This window comes from Stenotrophomonas maltophilia group sp. RY12688, from assembly GCF_052149045.1.
Taxonomy (GTDB): domain Bacteria; phylum Pseudomonadota; class Gammaproteobacteria; order Xanthomonadales; family Xanthomonadaceae; genus Stenotrophomonas; species Stenotrophomonas sepilia.
On the sequence record NZ_CP197389.1, the window covers coordinates 262290 to 287094 of the forward strand.

24 protein-coding genes are annotated in these 24805 nt (G+C 66.9%); 8 read left to right on the forward strand and 16 right to left on the reverse strand.

Translation table 11 applies throughout. From position 1 onward, the window contains the following. Nucleotides 1-19 precede the first annotated feature (19 nt). Nucleotides 20-1354 (reverse strand): MFS transporter, encoded by a 1335-nt coding sequence (locus tag ACS0OT_RS01180; RefSeq protein ID WP_005420583.1) that lies wholly within the window; start codon nucleotides 1352-1354, stop codon nucleotides 20-22. Between the two features lie 223 nt (nucleotides 1355-1577). On the opposite strand from ACS0OT_RS01180, the gene yedA reads away from it, so the two are divergent. Together yedA and rarD are read left to right on the forward strand one after the other, a co-directional pair. Continuing rightward, a complete protein-coding gene (gene yedA, locus ACS0OT_RS01185; RefSeq protein ID WP_188239499.1) occupies nucleotides 1578-2483 on the forward strand; it encodes a drug/metabolite exporter YedA in 906 nt (301 codons plus the stop codon). Continuing rightward, entirely contained in the window at nucleotides 2480-3376 is an 897-nt protein-coding gene (gene rarD / locus ACS0OT_RS01190; RefSeq protein WP_065178981.1) for an EamA family transporter RarD, read from the forward strand. Before yedA ends, rarD begins: the two co-directional genes overlap by 4 nt. Before the next feature lie 120 nt (nucleotides 3377-3496). Here the strand turns inward: rarD and ACS0OT_RS01195 are convergent, their stop codons facing one another. After that, nucleotides 3497-6322, reverse strand: coding sequence for a TonB-dependent receptor (locus ACS0OT_RS01195; protein ID WP_188239498.1), 2826 nt, complete (start codon nucleotides 6320-6322; stop codon nucleotides 3497-3499). 358 nt (nucleotides 6323-6680) lie between these two features. Between ACS0OT_RS01195 and ACS0OT_RS01200 the strand changes: the two genes are divergently transcribed. Then, nucleotides 6681-6980: a YrhB domain-containing protein gene (locus ACS0OT_RS01200; RefSeq protein ID WP_005420578.1), complete on the forward strand. Its 300-nt coding sequence runs from the start codon at nucleotides 6681-6683 to the stop codon at nucleotides 6978-6980. A gap of 74 nt (nucleotides 6981-7054) precedes the next feature. Here ACS0OT_RS01200 and ACS0OT_RS01205 read toward each other — a convergent pair whose 3' ends face one another. The 4 genes from ACS0OT_RS01205 to ACS0OT_RS01220 form a co-directional block, all read right to left on the reverse strand. Continuing rightward, entirely contained in the window at nucleotides 7055-8377 is a 1323-nt protein-coding gene (locus tag ACS0OT_RS01205) for an ABC transporter permease (protein ID WP_005420576.1), read from the reverse strand. Nucleotides 8378-8390: 13 nt separating this feature from the next. Beyond that, complete coding sequence (locus ACS0OT_RS01210) at nucleotides 8391-9548, reverse strand: ABC transporter permease (RefSeq protein WP_005420575.1); 1158 nt, start codon at nucleotides 9546-9548, stop codon at nucleotides 8391-8393. Between the two features lie 14 nt (nucleotides 9549-9562). After that, nucleotides 9563-10252, reverse strand: a complete 690-nt coding sequence (locus ACS0OT_RS01215) for an ABC transporter ATP-binding protein (RefSeq protein ID WP_005420572.1) — start codon at nucleotides 10250-10252, stop codon at nucleotides 9563-9565. 102 nt (nucleotides 10253-10354) lie between these two features. Next, complete coding sequence (locus ACS0OT_RS01220; RefSeq protein ID WP_139726627.1) at nucleotides 10355-11602, reverse strand: efflux RND transporter periplasmic adaptor subunit; 1248 nt, start codon at nucleotides 11600-11602, stop codon at nucleotides 10355-10357. Nucleotides 11603-11804: 202 nt separating this feature from the next. Here ACS0OT_RS01220 and ACS0OT_RS01225 point away from each other — a divergent pair, with 202 nt between their 5' ends. From ACS0OT_RS01225 to ACS0OT_RS01235, 3 genes are read left to right on the forward strand one after another with little or no spacing between them, the layout of a single operon-like run. Beyond that, on the forward strand, nucleotides 11805-11933 hold the full coding sequence (locus ACS0OT_RS01225; RefSeq protein ID WP_258391628.1) for a hypothetical protein: 129 nt from the start codon (nucleotides 11805-11807) through the stop codon (nucleotides 11931-11933). Continuing rightward, the gene (locus tag ACS0OT_RS01230; protein WP_235649715.1) at nucleotides 11930-13153 is read left to right on the forward strand and encodes a sensor histidine kinase; all 1224 of its coding nucleotides are present in this window, start codon (nucleotides 11930-11932) and stop codon (nucleotides 13151-13153) included. Before ACS0OT_RS01225 ends, ACS0OT_RS01230 begins: the two co-directional genes overlap by 4 nt. Then, nucleotides 13150-13752 (forward strand): response regulator transcription factor, encoded by a 603-nt coding sequence (locus tag ACS0OT_RS01235; RefSeq protein WP_005420563.1) that lies wholly within the window; start codon nucleotides 13150-13152, stop codon nucleotides 13750-13752. The genes ACS0OT_RS01230 and ACS0OT_RS01235 overlap by 4 nt, the downstream gene beginning before the upstream one ends. Before the next feature lie 559 nt (nucleotides 13753-14311). On the opposite strand, the gene ACS0OT_RS01240 is transcribed toward ACS0OT_RS01235, so the two are convergent. The 9 genes from ACS0OT_RS01240 to ACS0OT_RS01280 form a co-directional block, all read right to left on the reverse strand. After that, complete coding sequence (locus ACS0OT_RS01240) at nucleotides 14312-14848, reverse strand: cytochrome b (protein ID WP_065178987.1); 537 nt, start codon at nucleotides 14846-14848, stop codon at nucleotides 14312-14314. Next, nucleotides 14845-15948, reverse strand: coding sequence for a catalase family peroxidase (locus ACS0OT_RS01245; protein ID WP_442256005.1), 1104 nt, complete (start codon nucleotides 15946-15948; stop codon nucleotides 14845-14847). The genes ACS0OT_RS01240 and ACS0OT_RS01245 overlap by 4 nt, the downstream gene beginning before the upstream one ends. A 135-nt stretch (nucleotides 15949-16083) precedes the next feature. After that, complete coding sequence (locus tag ACS0OT_RS01250) at nucleotides 16084-17451, reverse strand: leucyl aminopeptidase family protein (protein WP_235649718.1); 1368 nt, start codon at nucleotides 17449-17451, stop codon at nucleotides 16084-16086. A 3-nt stretch (nucleotides 17452-17454) separates the two neighbouring features. After that, entirely contained in the window at nucleotides 17455-18174 is a 720-nt protein-coding gene (locus ACS0OT_RS01255; protein WP_235649719.1) for an HAD family hydrolase, read from the reverse strand. Between the two features lie 31 nt (nucleotides 18175-18205). After that, nucleotides 18206-19315, reverse strand: a complete 1110-nt coding sequence (locus tag ACS0OT_RS01260; protein ID WP_005420552.1) for an AI-2E family transporter — start codon at nucleotides 19313-19315, stop codon at nucleotides 18206-18208. A 67-nt stretch (nucleotides 19316-19382) separates the two neighbouring features. Next, nucleotides 19383-19844 (reverse strand): protein sip-5, encoded by a 462-nt coding sequence (locus ACS0OT_RS01265; protein ID WP_235649720.1) that lies wholly within the window; start codon nucleotides 19842-19844, stop codon nucleotides 19383-19385. Further along, on the reverse strand, nucleotides 19841-20311 hold the full coding sequence (locus tag ACS0OT_RS01270; protein ID WP_004153834.1) for a phage holin family protein: 471 nt from the start codon (nucleotides 20309-20311) through the stop codon (nucleotides 19841-19843). The genes ACS0OT_RS01265 and ACS0OT_RS01270 overlap by 4 nt, the downstream gene beginning before the upstream one ends. Nucleotides 20312-20319: 8 nt before the next feature. Beyond that, nucleotides 20320-20685, reverse strand: coding sequence for a hypothetical protein (locus ACS0OT_RS01275; RefSeq protein ID WP_004153835.1), 366 nt, complete (start codon nucleotides 20683-20685; stop codon nucleotides 20320-20322). Nucleotides 20686-20786: 101 nt separating this feature from the next. Next, nucleotides 20787-22220 carry a Do family serine endopeptidase gene (locus ACS0OT_RS01280; protein WP_005420544.1) on the reverse strand — a complete coding sequence of 478 codons (1434 nt, stop codon included), beginning with the start codon at nucleotides 22218-22220 and terminating at the stop codon, nucleotides 20787-20789. 491 nt (nucleotides 22221-22711) lie between these two features. Here ACS0OT_RS01280 and ACS0OT_RS01285 point away from each other — a divergent pair, with 491 nt between their 5' ends. Both ACS0OT_RS01285 and ACS0OT_RS01290 read left to right on the forward strand, forming a co-directional pair. Further along, nucleotides 22712-23599: a histone gene (locus ACS0OT_RS01285; RefSeq protein WP_065178992.1), complete on the forward strand. Its 888-nt coding sequence runs from the start codon at nucleotides 22712-22714 to the stop codon at nucleotides 23597-23599. A gap of 106 nt (nucleotides 23600-23705) precedes the next feature. After that, the gene (locus tag ACS0OT_RS01290) at nucleotides 23706-24398 is read left to right on the forward strand and encodes a hypothetical protein (RefSeq protein ID WP_065178993.1); all 693 of its coding nucleotides are present in this window, start codon (nucleotides 23706-23708) and stop codon (nucleotides 24396-24398) included. Nucleotides 24399-24413: 15 nt separating this feature from the next. Here the strand turns inward: ACS0OT_RS01290 and ACS0OT_RS01295 are convergent, their stop codons facing one another. Continuing rightward, on the reverse strand, nucleotides 24414-24773 hold the full coding sequence (locus tag ACS0OT_RS01295; protein WP_005420538.1) for a DUF1428 domain-containing protein: 360 nt from the start codon (nucleotides 24771-24773) through the stop codon (nucleotides 24414-24416). Between the last annotated feature and the right edge of the window lie 32 nt (nucleotides 24774-24805).

Below are 24805 nucleotides of genomic sequence, written 5' to 3' on the forward strand. Positions count from 1 at the left end.
CGCGATCAGGGCAACGCGCTTACTTGCGGGTGCCGTCGAGCCAGTTCGGGCCCTTGTTGGTAAGGAAGAACACATAGACCACCAACGATACCGCGATCGTGGCGGTCACGTAGATGGCGAACCAATCGACGTGGCCGGTCTTCAGCGCGCCCTGGTACAGCAGCGGGGCGGTGCCGCCGAACAGCGAGTTGGCCAGCGCATAGCCCAGGCCCACGCCCAGTGCACGCACGTGGGTGGGGAACAGCTCGGCCTTCACCACCGCGTTGATCGAGGTGTAGCCGGTGAGGATGACGAACGCCAGCGCCAGGGTCAGGAAGGCCAGGGTGGCGTCATGCTGGTGCGGCAGCTGGGTGATCAGGTACCAGCTGTACAGCACGCCGCCGACGCCGAAGAACACCAGCAGGGTCTTGCGGCCGATGATGTCCGACAGCCAGCCGCCGACCGGTTGCAGCACCATCAGGAAGGCCAGCACGCCCAGGTTGATCAGGGTGCCGGTCATCGGGTCGTTGCCGGCGAAGGCGCTCTGGATCATCTTCGGGCCGTTCACCGAGTAGGTGTAGAAGGCCACGGTGCCGCCAGCGGTGATCAGGAAGCACAGCAGCAGCGGCCGCCACTGGTGCACGAACAACTCGTACATCGAACCGGACTTCTTTGCCTTGCCCTCGCGCGCGGCCTCGATCGACGACTCCGACAGCGATTCGTCCATGCCCCGGCGCAGCCAGAACACCACCACCGCAGCGATGCCACCGATACCGAAGGCGATGCGCCAGCCCCACTCGGAGATCTCCGGCTTGCCCCAGAAGGTCAGCATCAGCAGCAGGGTCAGCTGGGCCAGCACGTGGCCGCCGACCAGGGTGACGTAGTGGAACGAGGACAGGAAGCCGCGACGGCCCGGAATGGCGGCCTCGGACATGTAAGTGGCGCTGGCACCATACTCGCCGCCAGTGGCGAAGCCCTGCAGCAGGCGTGCGAACAACAGGATCACGGCGGCCCAGATGCCGATGCTGGCGGCGGTGGGGGTGATGGCGATGAGGAACGAGCACAGCGCCATCAACGTGACCGAGACGGTCAGCGCCAGGCGGCGGCCGTGGCGGTCGGCGAAGCGGCCGAAGAACCAGGCGCCGATCGGGCGCATCAGGAAGGTCGCCGCGAAGATCGCCCACACGTACAGGGTGGAGTTCTTGTCGTCCGGCGAGAAGAACTGCGATTCGAAGTACACGGCAAACACCGAGTACACGTAGACGTCATACCACTCCACAAGGTTGCCGGCGGAGCCTTTGAGGGTGTTGGAGATCGACCGCCGCAAAGCGGCACGGTCGTTCGCGGGGACAACAGGTTGGGACGTGGTGCTCATCTGGGTGGAAATCCTCGATGCGGCGCGTCCGTGCGCAGGGAAAACGGCGTCCGGCCTTGGGGCGGCGCGGCCGGGCAGCCCTCTTGGTACTGCATCGGCCGTCAACACGGGGTAGCAGACCAGAGCAGGGTGCATGGATGGATGACAGCGTGCCACCGTATGGGGTCCCGGACCATACTCAAAACGTCCTAGAATCCGCCTTCCCCCGGCTCCCTGGTGTGTCATGTCGGCTCCCCCCTCTTCGTCTGCGGCTGCCCCCCGGGGTGGCCTTGTCGCGCTGGCACTGCTGCTGGTCTACGTGGTCTGGGGCTCGACCTATCTGGGCATCGCCAAGGCCCTGCACGGCGGCGCACTGCCGCTGACGATGGTCTCCGGCAGCCGCTTCATCATTGCCGGCGGCCTGATGTTCCTGGCCTTGCGCCTGTTCTGGAAGCTGCCGAACCCGACGCTGCGGCAGTGGCGCAACCTGGTCATCATGGGCGTGACCATGCTGGTGCTGGGCAACGGCATGGTGGTGCTGGCCGAGCGCGAGGTGTCCTCGGGCCTGGCCGCCACGGCGGTGGCCTCGGTGCCGCTGTGGATGGCGCTGTTCTCGGCGCTGCGCGGGCAACATGCCAGCCGTGGTGAGTGGCTGGGCATCGCCATCGGCTTCCTCGGCGTGGTCTGGCTCAACGCCGGCAGCAGCCTGACCGGCTCGCCGACCGGGCTGGTGCTGCTGCTGATCGCGCCGATCGGCTGGGCGTTCGGTTCTGTGTGGGCACGCGGCCTGGACCTGCCGGGTCCGTTCATGACCGCGGCCGGGCAGATGATCTGCGGCGGCGTGCTGCTGGTGCTGATCGGCCTGGCGGTGGGCGAGCGCCCGACCACGCTGCCCGATACCGGTGGCCTGGTGGCGATGGCCTATCTGTGCGTGTTCGGCTCCATCGTCGCGTTCACTGCCTACGTGTGGCTGCTGCAGAACGTGCGCCCGGCACTCGCGGGCAGCTACGCGTATGTCAATCCGGTGATCGCGGTGCTGCTGGGCGCGCTGCTCAACGGTGAGCGCTTCGGTTGGCGCGACCTGCTGGCGATGGCGGTGATTCTTCTGGGTGTGGTGGTGCTGACAATGGCAAGGACGAGAAAGAAGTGAGCATGGACGAGAAAGAACAACGCCGGGGCCTGCTGGTCACTGCATCCACCTTCGTGATCTGGGGCCTGGTGCCGGTCTATTGGCACCTGCTCAACGAGGTGCCCTCGTTCCAGATCATCGCCCACCGCATCATCTGGAGCACGGTGCTGGTGCTGGGTTGGCTGTTGATCAGTGCGCGCCTGGGCTGGTGGCGGAAGATCGCCGCGCAGCCGCGCGCGCTGCCGATCCTGCTGGTGTCGAGCCTGACCATCGCGTTCAACTGGGGCCTGTACATCTGGGCGGTCAACGCCGGTCATGTCATCGAGACCAGCCTGGGCTACTTCATCAACCCGCTGGTGAACGTGCTGCTGGGCGTGCTGGTGCTGAAGGAACGGCTGCGCCGGCTGCAGTGGGTAGCGGTGGCAATGGCGGCGGTGGGCGTGGCCTGGCTGACCATCGATGCAGGTACGCCACCGTGGATCGCGCTGGGCCTGGCCTGTTCGTTCGGCTTGTATGGCCTGCTGCGCAAGCTGGTCTCGGTCGACCCGGTGGCCGGCCTCGGCGTGGAGAGCATGTACCTGTTCCTGCCGGCGCTGGCGTTTGCGATCTGGGCCGAGAACGGCCACGGCGGTGCGTTCTTCCATGGTTGGGGCTGGCGCAACGACCTGCTGCTGATCTTCGGCGGCGCGGTCACCGCAGTACCGCTGATCGGCTTCGCCTACGGCGTGAAGCGCATTCCGCTGTCGCTGGTCGGCATCCTGCAGTACATCGCGCCGAGCCTGCAGCTGCTGCTGGGTGTGTTCTTCTTCCATGAGGCATTCGACACTGCCAAGGCGATCGGGTTTGCAGCGATCTGGGCTGGCCTGGTGCTGTTCGTCGGCGACAACATCCGCACGATGCGCGCCAAGCGCTAGCGCCGGCGGGGATCCGACCCTGCTTCCACGCAAAAAAGAACGGCGCCCCGAGGGGCGCCGTTCTGCTTCCATCCACGGCCAGGAGAGAGGGATGGCCGTGGCGGGAACGCGGTTGCAGGCTTAGAAGCGCTGCTGGTACTTCATGTACATGAAGCGGCCGATGTCGAAGCCACCGTAGTAGGTGAAGCTGCTGTTCGGCTGGCTGTACATGATCGGGCCCTGGTGGTTGAACACGTTGTTCACGCCCAGCGACACGGTGCCATCCCACGGCAGGCTGTAGCGCACCTGCAGGTCGTGGAAGGTGTTGGAGCCCACCTTGTTGGTCGGCGAGGCGCTGGTGTACGACGAGTTGAAGCCCGGCATGTTGCACTCGTCCATGTACGAGCACTTCTCCTTCATGCTGGAGTAGTAGCGCGCGGTCCAGCCGATGCCGAGGTCGCCATACTGCCAATCCAGGTTGAAGGTGGAGCGCACGCGGAAGTCGCCCGCCCAACCGGTACGCTGTTCCACCGGGGTGGTGGCGGCGCTGTCGTTGCGCTGCTCCAGATAATCGGTGTAGGTGGTGTTCCAGTTGACGGCGAACTTGCCGAACGCGGTTTCCGGCAGGCGGTAACGCACGTTGATGTCATAGCCGGCAGTTTCGCGGTAGCCCGCGTTGACCAGCGAGCGGTCCAGCGAGTTGACCTGGCCGTTGCTGCCACGGGTGAAGCGGCCACAGGCAGCATCCGAACCCTGCACGTAGCACTGTTCCAGGATGTTGGTGGCCGACTCACCGACGATGGCGTTGTCGATGCGGATCTTCCACCAGTCCAGGCTGACGTCCAGGCCCTGCACGAAGTCCGGGCTGTAGACCAGGCCCACGGTCCAGGTCTTGGCGGTTTCCGGCTTCAGGTCCGGGTTGGAACCCGAGCTGAAATCGGTGGTGGCCTGCTGGCCGGGCTTGGTGGCCACGCTGCCATCGCTGTTGAGCTGGCGGAAGTTGGCCGGCACCTTCAGCGCCTGGCAACGGGCAGCGACGGCCGGGCTGCTGGCGGCGGTGCCGAAGGAGGTATCGCACGGGTCGGTGAACGAGTCGCGACTGCTGACGGTGCCGCCATACAGGTCATCCACGGTCGGCGCACGGAAGCCGGTGCCGTAGGTGGCGCGCACCAGCAGGCTGTCGATCGGCTTCCACTTCAGGCCGAACTTGCTGTTGGTGGTGGAACCGAAGTTGTTGTAGTCCGAGTAGCGACCGGCCACGTCCAGCGACAGTTCGCGGGCGAACGGCAGGTCGGCCAGCAACGGCACCTGCAGTTCCAGGTAGGCCTCGTTGAGCGAGTAGTTGCCGCGGGTCGGCTGGCCGCTGGTGCCGGCGATCTCGCCCTTCTGCACCTTCATGTCCGGCGTGTAGCTGGCCTCCTCGCTGCGGTGCTCGAAGCCCATCGCGGCCAGGATGTCGCCGGCCGGCAGGGTGAACAGCGAACCGGAGATGTTGCCGCTGACGACCTTGGTGGTGCTCTGCATCTTGTCGACGAAGCGGGTGAACAGGTAGTCCTGCACATCCTGGTTGCTCAGCGAGCCCGGGCCGGTGTAACCCATCGGGGCAGCCGGGTTCCACGGCACGCAGCCGGCGATCACCGCGCCCGGCGCACCGCAACGGGCCACGTTGCCGTCCATGAAGGACGGGCCGACGGCCAGGTTGACGTGCGGCTGGTACATGCTGCCGGTACCGATGCGCTCGCCTTCGTTGCGGTTGTACATGTAGTTGATGTTCCAGTCCCAGTACCGCGAACCGGTTTCGAAGCTGCCTTCCAGGCCGATGCTGGCGCGCTTGGTTTCCAGGTTGTTCTCGGTGCCGCGCGGCAGTTCCTCGGTGCGGTGCGCGAACAGCGCATCCTGGCCCCACAGGTTGAACGCGCTGTCCTTGGACAGGGCGGCACGGCTGCCATTGCGGGCCTGCGCGGCGCTGACCGAGTACGGGTAGCCGGCCAGGTGCTTGGTCGACTCGCGCTTGCTGTACAGCGCGTCGGCGACGATGCGCAGGTTGTCGGTGATCGAGAAGCCACCGTTGGCGAACACCGAGGTGCGCTCCAGGCCGGTCAGCAGGCTCATGTTCGACTTGGTGTTGGCACCATCGGCCGGGTTCGGCGCATGGAAGTTGCCGGCCTTGCTTGGGTCGCCGCCCGGACCCACGGTCAGGTTCTTGCCGCCGACGGTGACGTAGCCCCACGGCGTGTTGCCGTTGAGGCCATCGTTCGGGTGGCGCGGGCCGTTGGTGTAACGGCTGAACTCGCGGTCCTTGCCCAGCACCTCGTCTTCCTTGGTGCGCTCGGCGCCCACGCTGAACCAGCCGCGCTCGAAGGTCTTGCCGAAGGTTGCACTGTATGCGCGCTTCTGGCCGTCACCCTGGCCGTACTGGCCGACATAGACGCTGGCCTCGCCACCATCGAAATTCTTGCGGGTGATGATGTTGACCACACCGGCGATGGCATCGGAGCCGTACAGCGCGGAGGCGCCGTCGGTCAGCACTTCCACGCGCTCGACGATGGACGACGGGATCGAGGCCAGGTCGGAGTAGCCGCCGGCGCTGACGCCCATGCGGCGGCCGTCGATCAGCACCAGGCTGCGTTCGGGGCCAAGGTTGCGCAGGCTGACGTACATGCCGCCGAAATCGCGCGAAGAAGTCAGCGACGAGGCGCGGCTCATGCTCGGCGCACCGGCGGCAGGAATGTCCTGCAGGATGTCGGCGACGTTGACGTAACCCTTCTTCTCGATCTCGGCGCGGTTGAGCGCGACCACCGGCTGTGCGGTTTCGACACTGGCCTGGCGGATGCGCGAGCCGGTGATTTCGATGCGGTCGAGGTTGGTCGGGGTATCGCCGGCGCTCTGTGCGAAGGCGGGGGTGGTGCAGCTGGCGGCCAGCGCGATGACGATCGCGTTGCGCAGCGGATTGGTTTTCAGGGACATCCGTGAAATCTCGTGTTTCAGTAAAAACATGCGCCCGTTCTATGGGCGCGTGGGGTGCTGCAAACCAACGTGGGGGGCGCGATTCTAGAATGTTTTCATTCGTAACTGTTTGTCTCGACGCCGCTGGAAGTGCGCGAAGATGAATCGCAACCAACAATCCACAGATGCACTGTGCGCAGCGTCACGCGCACTGCGTCTGCGATGAGTAGAGGCATCGATAGCGGCACAGAACCGCCACGCTTGAGCGGTTGTGACAACACGCCGCAGTGCGCACTTGTACGCAGGTGCCTATCCGTTGCGATGCATCCACCCGCATGAAATGCTCTTCGCGCTGTCATCGAAAACAAGAGGCGAAGGAATGATCCAGCTCGACGAAGCACGCCGTCGCGTGCAGGCTGCACTTGCCAGCGACGATGAGCCGGTTGCCATCACGCACGAGCATGAGATGGTCGAAGGCTGGCTGTTCTGCTTCCAGTCGCTGCGCTACCTGCAATCCGGCGAGATCTCGGACGCGCTGGCCGGCAATGGCCCGATCTTCGTCGACAGGCATACGGGTGAGCAGCACGCGCTGGGCACGGCGTACGCGCCGGAGGAGGCTGTTCGCCGGCATTTGGCCCTGCGGCACCCACCATCCGATGTTGCGGCGATGGATGCCTGAGTTCAGCAACGAAAAAGGGACGGAGCCTTCGCTCCGTCCCCCTGCGTGATGCGCAGTCCACCGCTGCATGATGCTCAGGTTTCGCGCAGCGCCGTAGTGATCGGCAAGCGCGCCGCGCGCAGCGCTGGGAACAGGCCGCCGACCAGGCCGATGCCCAGTGCCCATTTCAGGCCGGTCCACAGCAGTTCCGGTGATACGTGGAACTTGAACACCACCGCGCTGAAGTTGCTGCCGATGGTGGACACGCTGTAGCCATTGAACAGCAGCCATGCAACCGCACAGCCGAGCAGGCCACCGAGCAGCGCCAGCAGCATCGTTTCCAGCATCACGGCCGTCACCACCGGCAGGCCGCGGAAGCCGATCGCACGCATGGTGGCGATTTCGCGGGCGCGCGTGGCCACGGCCGCATACATGGTGTTGAGCGCGCCGAACACCGCACCGACCGCCATGATCGTGCCGATCACCTTGCCCAGAATGTCGATCAGCTTGGTCAGCCCGCCGCCCTGCTTGCTGTAGTAGACGCGGGTGGTTTCCACGTCCAGCTTCAGGCGTGGGTCGGCAGCGACGGCCGCCTTGAACTGATCGAAGCCGGCCTTGCCATCGGTACGCACGCTGATCGACTGCCAGGCGCTGCGCTGGTAGGTGGTGGCCAGCGTATCGGCGTCGGTCCACAGTTCCGAATCATGCGCATCGCCAGTGGCGAACACACCGACCACGGTCCAGGTCTGGTTGCCCAGCGTCAGCGTCCTGCCGACCTCCATGTCGCGGAACTGGCCCTTGGCGCCCTGGCCGACCACGATCTCGCGCAGCCCGGTGGCGAACTTGCGGCCCTCAACGATCTTGACCTTGTCATGCACCGCCCACGCCTGCGGGCCGACGCCGCGGAACTGCGCGTTGACGTCGGTGCCATCGGACTTGGACACCAGGTTGACCACCTGCGACAGCTCCGGTGACAACAACGGCCGGCCCTGCGCATCGCGGCTGATGCCGGGCAGGGTGGACAGCATGGGTACCTGTTCGCGGGTGATCACCGAGTTGGTCTCGGCCTGCGAGCCACCGCGCAGCACGATGGCAGTGGTGTCATCGCCGGTGTTGTTGAGCGTGGCCTGGAAGCCTTCGCCCATCGCCAGCATCGCCACCAGCACGCCGACCACGCCAGCGATGCCGACCACGATCACCGAGGACGCGCCCCAGCGCTGCGGCAGGCTGGCAACGCCGATGCGGGTGGCGGCCAACGCCAGCCGTCCACCGCGGGTCAGCAGCAACCACAGGGCCACCAGCACGGCCACGGCCAGCACGCCGATCCACGGCAGGCTGATCCACAGCACCAGGCCGACCGCCAGCAGCAGCACCGTCACGCCGTTGCCCAGCCACTTCTTGAGTTTGCTCTTGAACATGTCGGTGTTCTCCTCAGCGACCGGCCAGTGCGTCGACGATCTTCAGGCGCTTGGCACGCAGCGCTGGCAACAGGCCGACGATGATGCCGATCACCACGATCAGGCCCAGCCCCATCAGCCAGGTTGGCGTCGGCACGTGCGGCGGCAGCATGCCCATGCTCTTCGGGCCTATGGCCGGCAGGATCAGGGCGGCCAGGCCCATGCCGATCAGGCCGCCCAGGCCGATCAGCAGCACCGACTCCACCATCACCAGGGTCAGCACGGTGCTGTCCTTGAAGCCCAGCGTTTTCAGCGTGGCCAGCTCCGGCACGCGCTCGCGCACGGCCTGCGCCATGGTGTTGCCGGTCAACAGCAGCAGGGTGAAGAACACCGCGCCCATGATCGAGGTGACGATCATGCCGATATCCGCGAACTGCTTGACGAAGGCCTGCTGGAACGCCGATTCGGTCTGGGTCTTGGTCTCGTGGTCGGAGTTCGCCGAGATCGCATCGATCGCCTGTGCGACCCGCGAAGAGTGGTCCGGGTTGTCCAGCGTCACCGTGTACCAGCTCACCTGGTTCTTGATGTAGTCGTTGGATTCATCGAAGTACTTCCAGTTCATCATCAACTGGCGTTCTTCGTTGGCGGCCAGCGCACGGTCCTTGGAACGGTAGATGCCCTTGAGCACCAGCGGCCAGTCGTTGCTGCCGCCACGCGGGAAGATCGTCGCCTGCAGCGGGATGGTGTCGCCGATCTTCCAGCCGAACTGCTTGGCCAGGGTTTCGCCGACGATGGCGCCGGTGCGGGTCTGCTTCCAGTCCTCCAGTTGTGCCGGATCGATCTGCAGTTCGCGGTAGACATCGAAGTAGTTGGGTGACACCGAGAAGTTCGGGAAGAAGTTCTTCGGGTCCTGGTAGATGCCACCAAACCACATGCCATAAGCCACGTCACGGACGCCGGCCACCTGCCGAACCTGTGCTTCCAGCCGGATCGGCAGTGACTGGGTGATCGACAGCCGCGAGGCCACCACCAGGCGGTTGGCGCCTTCCACGCTGCCACCCGACGAGAACGCCACGCGCACCGAATCGAGCATGCCGAACAGCAGGAACGCGGCCACCACCGACAGCAGGGTCAGCAAGGTGCGCGTGCGGCTGCGGAACAGCTGCGCCCACACCAACGAGAAGTATTTCATCGCTGTGGCCTCCGTCAGTGGGCCAGCGGCGCGTCGGCCAGCTCGCCCTTGTCCAGGTGCACCGTGTGCGTGGCGTACTCGGCGGCCTTCGGGTCATGGGTGACCATGATGATGGTCTTGCCGTGCTCGCGGTTGAGCTGCTGCAGCAGGCCGAGGATCTCCTCGGCCGATTGGCGGTCGAGGTCGCCGGTTGGTTCGTCGCAGATCAGGAAGGTCGGGTCGGAGACGATCGCGCGGGCGATCGCCACGCGCTGCTGCTGGCCGCCGGACAGTTCATTCGGGCGGTGGCTGCGACGGTCGGCCAGGCCGACCAGGGTGAGCGCGATTTCGGCATTGCGGCGGCGCTGCGCCGCACTGAGGTGGGTCAGCAGCAGCGGCAGTTCCACGTTCTTCTGCGCGGTCAGCATCGGCATCAGGTTGTAGAACTGGAATACGAAGCCGACATGGTGGCTGCGCCACGTCGACAGCTGGCCGCCACTCATCTGGTCGATGCGCTCGCCCTCGATGCTGATCTCGCCGCCAGTGGGGCTGTCCAGGCCGCCGATCAGGTTGAGCAGGGTGGTCTTGCCCGAACCGGACGGGCCCATCAGCGCGACGAAGTCGCCGCTGGCGATGTCCAGGTCGATGCCGTGCAGCACCTGCACTTGCTCGGGGCCACGCTGGTAGGTCTTGGTGATGTTGCGCAGTGAAACCAGGGTCGACATGGGTGGTTCTCCACGGGAGGCGGGAAACGGGGAAGCGCACCTGCGGCGGCCGCAGGCGTGCGTCGAGCGATGCTGCCGGCCGCGCCCACGGGCGCCAGGCCGTTACTGCGCTTGTTTCTGTTGCACCTTGGCGCCATCGCGCAGGGTGTCCGGCGGGTTCACCACCACCGATTCACCTGCGCTCACGCCCTTGAGGATCTGGCGGTCCTTGCCCATCGCCTGGCCGGCCTCGACCGTGCGCTGCTGCACGCGGCTCTCGTCACCCAGCACGAAGGCCACCGAGGCACCGTCGCGCTGCACCACGGCGCCGCCGGGCACGCGCACGCCCTGCGGCTTGGCCGCGGCCTGCGGCTGCGCCTGTTCCAGGAAGCTGACGCGCACGCCCATCTCCGGCACGATGCGCGGGTCCTTCACCTTCAGCGCCACGCGCACCTTGACCGTGGCCTTGCCGCGGTCGGCGGTGGGGATGATGGCGATCACCTCGCCGGGAATCTTCCATTCCGGGTAGGCGTTGAGCGTGGCTTCTACCGGCATCTTCGGCTGCACGCGGCCGATGAAAGCCTCGCCGACCTCGACTTCGATCTCCAGCGAGTCCATGTCCACGATGGTGCCGATGCCGGTACGGGTGAACCCACCACCCGCCGACAGCGGCGAAACGATCTCGCCGGGCTGCGCCGCCTTGGCGGTGACCACGCCGGAGAACGGCGCGCGCACGATGTTGTTGTCCACGCCCAGATCGGCGATGGCCAGCTGGTCGCTGGCAACCTTGACGTTGCGCTGCGCGGTATCCAGCTGCGCACGCAGACTGTCGCGCTGGGCCACGGCCTGGTCGTACTGCGAGCGCGAGACCAGCTGCTGGCCAACCAGCGCCTGCAGGCGGCTGGCTTCGGCGGCGGTCTGCTTCTGCTGTGCCTCCAGGCCGGCCACCTGGCTGCGCGCAGCCTGCAGCTGCGAGGCATACAGGCTGCGCTGCGCGTCGGCATCGATCGGGTCGAGCGTGGCCATCACCTGGCCGGCTTCGACCCGCATGCCTTCCTCGATCATCACCTCGCGCACCTTGCCGGTGATCTTGGCCGACACCGTGGCCATGCGACGGGCAACCACGTAGCCACTGGCGTCGAGCACCGAACTGCTGGCGCTGCCCTGCTGGATGGCCACGGCCGGAGCGGTTTCCACCTCTACGGCCGGTGCGCGACTGAACAGGTAGGCCACGGCCGCGGCGACCAGCAGCACGACCACGATGATCGCGATCCACAACCAGCGGCGACCACCGCCATTGCCTCCGGAGGCCGGCGGCGGCGACTTGCGGTCGATACGGAGTTCCTTCAACAGCTCGGCAGAGGCGTTCATTCGTTCCATCACAGGCGTTCGGGCGGGTGTGGCCGGAAGCGCGGACGACGGCGGTTCCGGCGGTGGAGCGTGCGGCACAGCATGAAGGCAGGTACAGCGATGACGGCAGTGACAGCTGTCATCCGATGACACTGACGGCGGCAACTGCGAAATGTGACCACGGCGGCACAGGATGGCAACGTTCCCGCTACCGGTACCGCTCATGGATCCGATCGCCCCATTGCCGGCCCGCCGCAGCGGCACCACCAAGCGTACCGTGATCTGCGCTCGGTTGCGCCGGTGCCAACTGGCCGGCGGTGGCGCCTGCGCGCAGCCGGCCGAACTGGCATGATCGGCGGCGATCATCCCCGCCTGGAACCGCCTGTGCCGTCCACCTGGCTTGCCTCCCTGCTGCGCCCCGCGCCGGACTCGGCGGTGGCCGAGACGCTGCGCCGGGGAAAATCACCCTGGAGCGAGGCGATCCACCTGCTGTGGTCGGTGTGGATCTTCCTGACGCCCTTGCTCGGCCATGGCTTTACCCTGCGCTGGCTGCTGCTGACGCTGGCCAGCTATCCGGTGTTCCTGCTGCTGTACGCCAAGGTGATGGTGGCGCCGCGCCATCACGCCCCGCGCTATGCCCTGGGCCTGATCGCGATGTCGCTGGTGCTGCTGCCCTGGTACCCGTCCGGGCTGACCTACTTCGTGTTCGGCTGCGTGCTGCTGCGGGTGAGCGGTCGCGGCGGCTGGTGGCAGTATCTGCTGCAGCTCACTGGCCTGAACCTCCTGTTCTGCAGCCTCGCCCTGCTGTTCCAGTACCCGTGGCAGAGCCTGGTCTGGATCCCCGCCGTGTCCTATATCGTCGGCCTGGTCGTGAACGTGGAGGCACTCAACCAGCAGAAGGATGCGGCACTGCAGCTGTCGCAGGACGAGGTGCGGCGGCTCGCAGCCACCGCCGAGCGCGAACGCATCGGCCGCGACCTGCACGACCTGCTCGGCCACACCCTGTCGCTGATCACGTTGAAGCTGGAGCTGGCGCGCAAGCTGCACGACCGCGGCGACGCGCGCGCGCGGGTGGAGATCGGCGAGGCCGAGGCCATCGCCCGCGAAGCGCTGGCACAGGTCCGCAGCGCGGTCACCGGCATCCGCGCCAGTGACCTGGCCGGTGAGCTGGCGTCGGCGCGGCTGCTGCTGGAGTGCCAGCAGGTCCACCTTCAATACGCACCCCCACCGGCGATGCCGGTGGATGTCGAACGTGGGCTGGCGCTGGTGCTGCGCGAGGCCGCCACCAATATCGTGCGCCACGCACAGGCAACGCAGGCACGGGTGGAGTTCATGCTGGAGGGACGCATGCTGGCGATGCAGATCCGCGACGATGGTCGTGGCGGCGTGCAGGCCGAGGGCAATGGGTTGTGCGGCATGCGCGAACGCGTGGCCGCCCTGGGTGGAAGCCTGCAGGTGCAGTCCGCAAGGGGCGAGGGTACGGTGCTGACCGTGCGCGTGCCACTGGCCGCCGCGACCACACCGCTGCCGCCAGGCGTGCCGCCGTCGCTGGTGCAGGACGGTGCCGCATGATCCGCATCCTGCTGGCCGAAGACCAGGCGATGGTACGCGGCGCACTGTCGGCGCTGCTGGGCCTGGAAGCGGATATCGAAGTGCTGGGCAGCGCCGCCGACGGCGAAACCGCGTGGCGCATGCTGCAGCAGCTGCAGCCGGACATCCTGGTGACCGACATCGAGATGCCGGGCTTGTCCGGGTTGGAGCTTGCACAGCGCATCGCGCGTCACGAGCTGCCGATCAAGGTGGTGATCGTGACCACCTTTGCACGCGCCGGTTTCCTGCGCCGTGCGTTGGAAGCGGGCGTGCTGGGCTATCTGCTGAAGGACGCACCGGCCGAGAACCTGGCCGAGGCACTGCGCAAGGTGAAGCAGGGCATCCGCGCGATCGACCCGCAGCTGGCACTGGATGCGTGGTCGCAGGCCGATCCGCTGACCGACCGCGAGCGTCGCGTGCTGCGGCTGGCGGGCGAGGGCCGCACCGCCAGCGAGATCGCCGAACAGCTGGGGTTGTCGCACGGCACAGTGCGCAACTATCTGTCCGAGTGCATCGGCAAGCTGGGCGTGGCCAATCGCATTGAGGCGTACCGGCTGGCGCGGCAGAAAGGGTGGCTGTAGGGGCGGCCTGCCTTTCCTGGTGATGTCGTTTCCGCGACCGCGGGTGGGTGTCACTTTCTTTGCGCGCAAAGAAAGTAACCAAAGAAACGCTCCGCCGGCCGCGAGCCGGCGCGCTTCGCACGCCGGTGCCCTGCGCTCCTCGGTCCGTCGAGGGACGGTGCGGGAACTCGCTGCGCTCAGACACCCGCACCTCTTCGCCCTCGCCGGACCTGCGGTGCTCGGCTCGCTCAAGGCGGACTTGAAGGTCAAGATCAACAGCAAGAGCATCCACGCATGGCGTGGATCTACTGGGTGCAGCTGTCGCTCTTGATGTTGGGTCCGCCTTGAGCGAGCCGAGCATCGCAGGGGAATCAGGGGCGAAGAGGCGCCGGTGTTTGAGCGTAGCGAGTTCGGCGCCGTCCCCTGATTCACCGAGAAGCACAGGGCACCGGTGCGCAGCACCGGCTCGCGCTCTGGCGGCGCGTTTCTTTTGGTTACTTTTCTTTTCGCGCGAAAAGAAAAGTGACACCCCCTGCGGTCGCGGAAACGATCCGCCGGGAACTCCCGGCGAACCCGATCATCACTTCTTCCCGCGCGCCATCGCCTGGAACACCCCGTCGCGACGCACCCACAGGTGGAACAACGCCGCACCCACATGCATCAGCACCGTAGCGAACAGCACATACGCCAACAGGCTGTGCGCATTGCGCAAGGCGGCATACAACGCCGGGGTGTGCGGCACGATCGGCGGCAGGTGCAGCCCTCCCCACAACACGATCGGGTATCCGCCGGCCGACAGCATCGCCCAGCCGATCAACGGCATCGCCAGCATCAGCGCGTACAGCATCCAGTGCGAGGCCTTGGCCGCTACCCCCTGCCAGACCGGCAGGTCGGCAGGCAGCGCCGGTGGGCGATGGCGCAGCCGGTTGTACAGGCGCAGCAGCGCCAGCAACAGGATCGCGATGCCCAGCGGGCGGTGCAGGTCGATCAGCGCGGGACGCAGGTGCAGCGAGGCGACCATGGTCACGCCGATGAACAGCATGGCGACGATCATCAGCGCCATGGACCAGTGCAGCACCCGCGCCAGCAGGTTGAAGTGGCCGTTGCCGGTGCTCATCGTGCGGCCTCCTTCGGTTGCTCGACATTGCCGGCGGCGCGCTCGCGTTCACGGCGGTTGAAGGACTGCGAGTACACCGCCGAGCGGGCCGCCAGGATCGGATCATTACTGCCGCGCACCCCACTGGGCAGGATCAGCGGATCGAAGTTGATCTGGCCGCAGGCGCCTTCTTCCTGCGACTGCATGCGGTCCAGGCTGAGTACGCCCGCCACTACCTGGTCACGCGACTCGGGCCACGGTACCGACGGATCATCGATGGCATCGCCGGGCTCGGCGGTGGTCACGACCAGGTTCCAGCGTACCGGGCCGCGGGCCAGGCGCTGCTGCAGTTCCTGGCTGAGGAAATCGACGCTGGCCTGCTTGCGCGCTTCCGCATCCATCTCCACCACCGGCGCCAGCGGCTGCCAGCGCCAGCGCACCGCACGCTTCTGGCCCTGCGCATTGGTGAACCAGAAACTGTTGACGCTGTTGAAAGTGGTGTCGGCCCAGCTGCTGGTCCATGGCGCTGTCTTCGCCCACTGCTGGAACGCCTGCGCACTGGGGTATTTCGCCAGCACTGCCGCCATCTTCTGCGGGTCCGGCTTGCCGGTGGCCGGGTCAGGAATCGAGGCGCGGGTCTGCTCGTAGAACGCCTCGGCCGTGGGTACCGCGAAGAACGGGAAGCTGTTCATCGCCATGCGCCATTCCTGGCCATCATCGCTGACCATCTGCACCGCCAGGCTGCGCACGCGTGCGGTGTTGTCGGCGCCGTAGGGGTCGCCGCCACCGATCGACAGGCGGCCCATCACCGGCACACGCGTCTGCGAGAACACCCGGGCACTGGACAGGGTAGGGGCCTGCGCGCTGGGTTCGAACCAGCCGCTTACGCAGACGCCCTTGCTGTGTGCACGGCGGAAGCCCGGATGGGCCGGGCCGGTGGCCTCGATGGTGTCGGTGAAGCGCTGCGCGGTGAGGCGGTCGCCCATCCAGCCGGCCAGCCAGGCGAAGGCCAGCGCCACGGTACCCAGGATGAGCGCGATCAGCGCGATCCAGAGCAGGGGGGAGTGCTTGCGCGGTGCGCCCGGCGTCTGGCCGGTGCGGGTGTAGCCGAAGAGCGACATGGTCGGAGTCCTGCCTTCACGGAGCGTGTGGGTGGTCGACCCACACATCCTCGCAGAACCCTTCCAGGCCCGGTATTCAAATTTTCGTCAAGTTTGCCGGGGACGGCGTGCCGACCAAGGCCGGCACCCACCCGGTCAGCTGTAACGCGCCTTCAACATCGCCCACGCCGAGCGCAGCGCCAGCGCTTCGCCACCGGCCGGACGGCCCGGGCGTTCACCGTCGTTCCAGGCGTACACGTCCAGGTGCGCCCAGCGCTGGCCGTCTTCGAGGAAGCGCTCCAGGTACAGCGCGGCGGTCACCGAGCCGGCCATGCGCGAACCGGCATTGGCCAGGTCGGCAATGCCGCTGCTCAGATAGCGCAGGTAGGGCCGCCACAGCGGCATGCGCCAGACCGGGTCACGGGTTGCGTCGCCGGCCTGCAGCCACTGCTGCGCCACCGTGTCGTCGTTGCTGAAGAGCGCCGGCAGATCCGGACCCAGCGCGATGCGTGCGGCACCGGTAAGAGTGGCGAAATCCAGCACAAGGTCCGGCTTCTGCTCACCGGCGAAGGTCAGCGCATCGCACAGGATCACGCGGCCTTCGGCATCGGTGTTGTCGATCTCCACGCTCAGGCCCTTGCGGGTGGCGATCACTTCGCCCGGGCGGAACGCATCCGGACCGATCGCATTTTCCACCGCCGGCACCAGCAGCGTCAGGCGCACCGGCAGTCCGCGCGCCATCACCAGGCCGGCCAGGGCCAGCGCATGCGCGGCGCCGCCCATGTCCTTCTTCATGTTGCGCATGCCGTCGGCCGGCTTGATGTCCAGGCCGCCGGTATCAAAGCACACGCCCTTGCCGACCAGCACCAGTGCCGGGTCGGTTTCCTTGCCCCAGCGCAGCACTACCAGGCGCGGCGCACGGTGCGAAGCGCGGCCCACGGCGTGGATGGCCGGGAAGTTCTGCTTCAGCAGTTCATCGCCGGTGATCGCCTCGACCTGCGCACCATATGCATCGGCCAGTGCACGCGCGGCGTCTTCCAGCTGCTGCGGCCCCATGTCTTCGGTCGGGGTGTTGACCCAGTCGCGCACGCGCAGGCTGGCGGCGATCAGGTCGGCCACTTCGCCGGACGGTGCGGCCACCAGCTGCGCCGGGGCGCGGTTGCGCTTGCGGTAACGGTCGAAGCGGTAGCTGCCCAAGCCCCAGCCCAGCTGCAGCAGCGCCTGTTCGGCGGCAGGCAGTTCATTGGCCAGCTGCCAGACACTGCCTTCCGGCAGCGCGTGCGGCGCATGCGCATAGCTGTAGGCATCGGCGCGATCACCGACACCGATCACCGCGCCGGCCAGGCCCTCACTGCCCGGCAGCAGGGCCACGCTGTGCGCACCGGCAGTGAAACCCTGCGAGGCCAGCCAGGCCTGGGTGGCGGCCGGTTGGCCGTTCTTCCAGGCGGCGAACTGCTCGCGGTCCAGCACGTACAGCGGCAGCGCCGCGGTGGTGTCGGCGGTGAAACCAGTGATCTCGCTCATGCGTCAGGTACTCCGGGATGCGGCGGCGTCGAGGTTGGCGTCCAACCAGTCGGCCAGGCCGGTGAGGGTGTCAAACTGCAGGTCCGGCTGCAGTTTCGGATGGGTCCAGGTGGCTGCTTCGCGGTTGATCCAGCACCCGCGCAGGCCGGCGGCGATCGCCCCGGCCACGTCCATTTCGGCGTGGTCGCCGACATGTAGCACCTGTGCCGGCGCCACACCCAGTCGGGTGCAGGCGGCGTGGAAGATGCTTGCCTCCGGCTTGGCCGCGCCGTGTTCGCGCGCGCCCAGCTGGAAGGCGAAATGATGCGCCAGGCCGATCCGCTCCAGATCGGCGTTGCCGTTGGTCAGCGCTGCCACCGGCACCCGCGCGGCAATCCGCGCCAGCGCATCGATTGCATCGGGATAGCACTCGACCTGATTGCGCGCGGCGTAGAACGCTTCGTACGCTGGCTCCAGCAGATCGAGGCTGGCGCCACTGGCGTGCAGCGCTTCGTGCAGGGTCAGCCGGCGCAGTGCGCTCAGGTCGTGATGGAGGTGCGGATGGGCGTGGTACAGGCGCTCGCGCAGTTCGCGCATTGCCGCCACCGGATACATCTCGGCCGTGGCGGGGCTGTGTTCACGCATCCACTCGTGCAGGACCAGGTCGATGCGGGCGCCGATCGGAGCGAACGGCCACAGCGTGTCGTCAAGGTCGAGAGTGATGGCTTGGACGGGGAAATTCACCCCGCCATTCTACGCCTGCCCGCGCGGGCTTTCATTCCAGCAGCCGTGCCCAGCCCTGCATGCCGTCCAGCCGTGCCAGCACCAGCTTGATGCAGACCAGCAGCGGCACCGCCAGCAGCAGGCCGATCATGCCCCAGGCCCAGCCGAACACCATCAGCGCCAGGATCAGCACCAGCGGCGACAGCTTCATGCGCCGGCCCAGCACGATCGGGGTCACCATCTGCCCTTCCAGAGTGTGCAGGGCCAGGTACGCGGCCGCCGGCAGCAGCGCCTGCAGCGGGTCGCGGAATTCCACGAAGCCCATCAGCAGCATCAGTGCCACGCCGATCAGCGGGCCGACGTACGGGGCAAAATTCAGCAGCGCAGCCACCGTGCCCCACAGCAGCGCCTCCTGCAGGCCGATGCCGAGCAGCATCAGCACGCCTGCGAACACCAGCCCGACCAGGGTGTTGATCACGCTGATGGTCAGCACGTAGCGCGAGACCTCGCGCTCGATCGACCGCAGGATGTCGGCGGTGAAGCGCTGCTGCTGGCGGTTCGGGAACAGCGCGATTGCCGCGCGCTGCAGGCTCTGCCCATAGATCATGAAGAACAGGGTCAGCAGCACCACGGCCAGCACCGAGGCGGCAAGCCGTGGCGCGCGGGTCAGCATGCGGTACGGGTCGTCGAGCTGGGTGCGGATCACCTGCACCTTGTGGTTGCTGTCGCCGCCGGCGACGCGCGCGAAGTTCTCCGCCGCCTGGTTGGCCTGCTGCACCGGCTTGGTCAGGTCCTGCACCTGGCGGGCGACCTTGCGCAGCTGCTGCGGGGCTTCCTGCGCCCATTCCATCGCCGGGCCGATCAATTGCACCGCCAGCGAACCGGTCACGCCCAGGCCGGCGCCGAGAATCAGCAGCGCGCCCAGCGCGCGCGGAATCCACAGTTTCTGCAGCAGGCGCAGGATCGGGTTGCCGACCAGTGCGAAGAACATCGCCAGCAGCACCGGCAGGATGATGTCCTGCGCAGCCCACAGCGTGTAGCCCACCGCCAGGGTCGCCAGCACCACCAGCGACATCGGCCCGCGTGGGCGAGACGGAGGCGGCAGCGGTGCCTCCGGGTCCTGCGGATCGGCTGGTGACAGGGACAGGGAGGACTCGCTCATCGACGCATCAGCCGGAAAGGGGAGCGCATTATCCGCCGGCCGGGATCGGCGCGGCGGATTCCATGGATCAACGTTCGGACAGTTCGGTGGCGGCTTCGGCCGGGCGCGGTTCGCGCGGCTCCGGTTCTCCGGCGGGCCGTGGCGCCGCCGCTGGCGCGGGCCGTGCGGTTGATGCCGATGCGGCCGCCTGTGCCTGTTCGCTGGCGTTGTCGGCTTCTTCGGCCGCATCGTCGGCGGTAGCCGCAGCCTGCGCCGCCATCGCCGTGGCGAACGCTGCCTGCGCACTGGCGAACAGGTTCGACACTGAACCCACCATCTGCAGCCAGCGCGCACCGTTGACCTTGCCCGGCATTTCCAGCTTGCCGGCAATGAAGCCACCGGCCAGGCCCACTACCACGATGCGTAGTGGCGACCAGCCCTGGCGCCAGACCTGGCTGAGCGTGGACCAGTGGTCCTGGGTCTCGACCAGACGCACGGTCACCACCTGTTCGCAGCGCTTCACCCGCCGCTGCAGCGCACCGAACTTCATGGCTTGCCCTCTGGCAGCTGCACATCGGCATCGGGGTCGTCTTCGCTGGGCTCGTCGAACAGGCCCAGGCGGGACAGCTGGCGCCGGGTGGCGTGCATGCCGGTGTGGTGGAAGAAGTAGGACACCCGCCAGATCGCATAACCGGTGACGGCCAGGCTCAGCAGCGAGGTGATCAGCAGCGCCTGCAGCCAGCTCAGGCCCCAGCTTTGCAGCAGGGCGATGAGGGTGGCGGCCATCAGCAGCCAGGCCGATGCACCGAACACGATCGCTACCCCGGCCCAGGCCAGTGCACGGCCGAATGCGCTGCGAGCCAGCGCGAAGTCGGCCGAGGCCAGCCGGCGCAGCGAACGCAGCGAGTGCTTGGCCGAATCGGCAGCGGCACGACCGGCCGCGCCGACCTGGCGGATGCTCTCATCCAGCGGCGGGGTGGCCGCCGGATCAGGGGCTTGCGCGTTGTCTTCGCTCACGCCGCGGCTTACTTGTCGCTGCTGCCGCGGGCCAGCTTGGCGATGATCCAGCCGGCAGCGAAGGCCACGCCGAACGAGGCCAGCGGACGTTCGCGGATCAGCTCGGCGGCGCTGTCGATCAGGTCCTTGCCCTTGTCCATCAGTGCATCGACCTGTTCCTTGGCAGCGGCCCCGCCGAACTCGGCGGCGGCCAGGCCGGACAGCGCGCTGTCGGACAGTTCAGCCTTGACGTTGGCCTTGCCGATGCGCAGTTCGTCGGTCGCGGCACCGGTTGCGCCCTTGATCGCACCGCCGGCGGCCGTGGCGGCCTGCTTCAGGTGGGAACCGGCTTCACCCAGGTGTTCCTTCAGGTTCTCGGTATTGGTGGGGCTCATCGAATCACTCCTGTTGCGATGGGGGAACGGGCGTCGGCGGTGCCGACCTGGACTGACAGCAATAGCATTGCCGGGGTATAGGGGGTGTTACGGCAGGGCGATCAGCGCATCACGAGCTGGCCCTGCTGCTGGCCATTGTTGCGCAGCACGCGCACCACCAGGGTCGGCGGGCGTTGCTGGAAATTGGCACGCCAGCTGGCCAGGTCGGCGAATTCACCCACGGTGGCGTCGGTGATGATGTCGCCCTGCTGCAGGCCGTTGCTGGCCGCGCGGCTGCCGCGCTTGACCTCGCTGACCAGCACGCCGCCGACCCCCGACTGCCGCAGCGACTCGGGCAGGTCGACGAAGGTGGCGCCGGTCAGCCGCGGGTCCAGGCTCTCGCCGGTGACCGCACGTGCCTGTTCCTTCAGCGTTGCCTTGATCTGCACGGGCTTGCCTTCGCGGCGGACGTCCAGCGTCATCGGGCTGCCGACGGCGGCCAGGCCTTCCACGTTGTGCAGGGCTTCGGCGCTGTCCACGCGTTGGCCGTTGGCCGAGACCACCACGTCGCCCGGCTTCAGCCCGGCTGCGGCAGCGGCCGAGCCGGCCAGCACGCGGGTGATCAGCGCACCGCGTGTTTCGGCCAGGCCCAGTCCCTGCGCAATCTGCGCGGTCAGGTTCTGGCTTTCCACCCCCAGCGTGCCGCGCACCACCACGCCGTGCTTGACCAGCTGGTCGACCACGCTGCGCGCCAGGTTCGATGGAATCGCCAGGCCCAGGCCGATGTTGCCGGCCATGCTGCCCTGCGGGTTGAAGCTGGCGGTATTGATGCCGACCAGCTGCCCCTGCAGGTCGACCAGTGCACCACCGGAATTGCCGGGATTGATCGACGCATCGGTCTGGATGAAGTTCTGGTAGCCCAGCCCGCGGATGCCGCTGCGGCCCACCGCCGAGACGATGCCGGACGTGACTGTCTGGCTGAAGCCGAACGGGTTGCCGATGGCCACGACGAAGTCGCCGACCCGCAGCTGGTCGCTGTTGCCCAGCTTGATGTCGGTGAGGTTCTGCGCCGGAATGCGGATCAGGGCGATGTCGGTATCGCGGTCCGAACCCAGGAACTGGGCCTTGACCGTGCGCCCGTCGGCCAGTGTCACCTGCACGTCATCGGCGTTCTCGATGACATGGTGGTTGGTCAGTACCAGACCTTCCTTGGCGTCGATGATCACGCCGGAGCCGAGCGATTCGTTGATGCGTTCCTGCGGGATGTCCGGGAACAGGCGGCGGAAGAACGGGTCGTTGAAGAAGGGATTGCGTACGCGAACCACCTGCTTGGTGTTGACGCTGACCACCGCCGGCATCGCCTTCTCCAGCATCGGTGCCAGTGACGGTACCGCCTGTCCGGCCACCGAGGCCGGCAACGCTGCGGTGGTCGGCAGGACCGCCGGCAGCGGCGCGGCGTCGGCACGGTTGTCCAGGTGGGCATTGATGCCGGTGGCAACGAAGCCACCGAAGGCGGCGGCGATTGCGAGCGTGAGCAGGGTGGGAAGCGGTCGCATGGGAGTCGGTTCGCTGGCGTGGGTGGGGGCTGTTCGGGCCTACGGTAAAACAAGCTGAATGAGTGTGTCGCGATCTGGATAAATGCGCCATGAAAACGGGGGCCTCGAAGGTGGGAGCGCGGGGGCCAAAAGCGCGGTTGTGGTGACACCCGGGCAGGTGATGGGTGCGCCACTCAAGGCCAACGCGCGCCGCACTGGCACAGGCGGATACTTGCGCAGTTCCGCGCAGGCGGGTGCCGCAACGCGCCACGACGGATGCCGGACGCTGCGTCCGTGCATGTGCGCGCGACGACGGCCAGACAATGCTGGGTTCGCGTGGCGCAGTACTGAAAAAAAGGGGTTTGCTGCGAACCGCAGGTGGCAACGGGGGCTGCTGCGTACACCATCGGCGTCGCAACAGATGCGATTGCTGGCACATGCCCCGTTCCACGATCGTCAATGTCGGTATAGCATCGCCCCGTTTTGATACTTAAGGCCCGCAGGAGGGCAACATGAGCAACGGTAATGGTGTGTCGGTCGTGACCGACGCTGTCGAGAACGTGAAAGAAACCGCCACCAACGTCGGCGAGACCATCGCCCACGCCGCCGAAGACGCAGTGAAGTCGGTCAAGAAGACCGTCAAGCGCGCCAGCAAGGCTGCCGGTACCCGCGTTGCCAAGGCCAAGAAGGCCGTGGCCAAGGTCGAGAAGACCGTTGCCAAGAAGGCCGAGAAGGCTGCCAAGTCGGTTGGCAAGACAGTTGCCAACGCCAAGAAGAAGCTGGAAGCGGCCAAGAAGAACGCCAAGGCCGAAGCTGCTGCCCTGAAGAAGGAAGTGGCGAAGAAGAAGGCGGCTGCGGGCAAGGCCGTGACCAAGAAGGCCGCCGCTGCCAAGAAGACCACCAAGGCCGCCACCAAGGCTGCCGGCAAGAAGGTCGCCACCGTGAAGAAGGCCGCCACCAAGAAGGCTGCTGTCGCGAAGAAGACCGTTGCCAAGAAGACCACGGCCGCCAAGAAGGTGGTTGGCAAGAAGGTCGCCACCGCCAAGAAGGCTGTGGCCAAGAAGACCGTCGCCGCCAAGAAGGTTGCCGGCAAGAAGGCAGTGGCTGCGAAGAAGGTTGTCGGCAAGAAGGTTGCCGCCACCAGGAAGGTCGCCACCAAGAAGACCGCCGCCGCCAAGAAGGTTGTCGGCAAGAAGGCTGCCGTCGCCAAGAAGGCCGTTGCCAGGAAGACCACTGCTGCCAAGAAGGCTGTCGGCAAGAAGGTCGCTTCGACCAAGAAGGTCGTCGCCAAGAAGGCTGCACCGCTGAAGAAGGTCGCCGCCAAGAAGGCTCCGGCCAAGAAGGCTGTTGCGAGGAAGGCCCCGGCCAAGGCCGTGCGCAAGGTCGCCAAGCGCAAGTAATCGCGCCGTGACCGAAGGCCCTGCCGCCCACCGGGTGGTGGGGTCTTTCGCGTTTTCGGGGCGCGGTCTGGGGCAAGATGCAGATTCTTCCCGCCGGAGCCCCAGCATGCGCGGTATCGATTTCAGTTCCTGGCAGGGCGTGCTGTCCACGTTGGCCGGCCTGGTCCTGATCACCCTGCTGGGCGTGGGCATCCGCCTGCTGGTGATGCAGACCCTGCAGCAGCGTCGCGAGCGCGAGAACCGGCAGATCAACGAGCGGCTGCGCACACTGATGGCGGCCTACAAGACCCTGGGCGGTTCATTCACTGGTGAACTGGGCGTGGATCCCAGCCATCGCCGTGATCTGCGCCAGCGCGAAGCGGCCGAAGGCATCGCCGAACCGCGTTCAGATCGAACGCGCCGCATCCGCGATGCGGTCGAGGCCGCGCTCTCGGACATCCTGTTGCTGGGCACCGACGAACAGGTGCGGCTGGCCGCGCGCGCTGCCAACGAACTGGCACAGGGGCGACCGGTGCATACCCACGAACTGGTGGTCTCGCTGCGCGACTTCGTGCGCGAAGCGCTGGACCTGGCGCCGATTCCTCCCGACCTGCGGATTCCGCCGCAGGGGCCGACCCGCCCCGCTGCCAGTGGTGGCGGCAAGGGGCGCAACGATGGCGATGCCAAGGGCGGACGTGCGGGTGGTGGCGGAGGTGGGGGCGGCGGAATGGGCGCTGGCATGGGCGGCATGGGCCTCGGTGCCGGCGCCGCACTGGGCGCCGGCCATGCCGCTGCCAGCGATGAAACGGACGCGCGCTGAGCACGTCCGCCGGGTTCAGCGGGTCAGCTCGTAGATCGGCACGAAGCCGCCGTAGATCATCCGCGCACCGTCAAACGGCATCGGATTCTTCGTTGGATCAAACCGCGGGTCTTCCATCATCTTCTTCATACCGGCGTCGCGGGTCGATTTGTCGGGCCATTCGATCCAGGAAAACACCACCGTCTCGTCCGGCGTGGCTTTCACCGCGCCGAAGAAATCGGTGGTCTTGCCGTGCGGCACGTCATCGCCCCAGCACTCCACCACGCGCAGTGCGCCGTACTCGATGAAGACCGGATCTCCTGTGCGTGCATGGGCGAGGAACTTCTCCTTGTTGGCGGTGGGAACCGCCAGGACGAAACCATCGATGTAGCTCATTGCCAGCCTCCGGATGGACCGTGCCACATGCA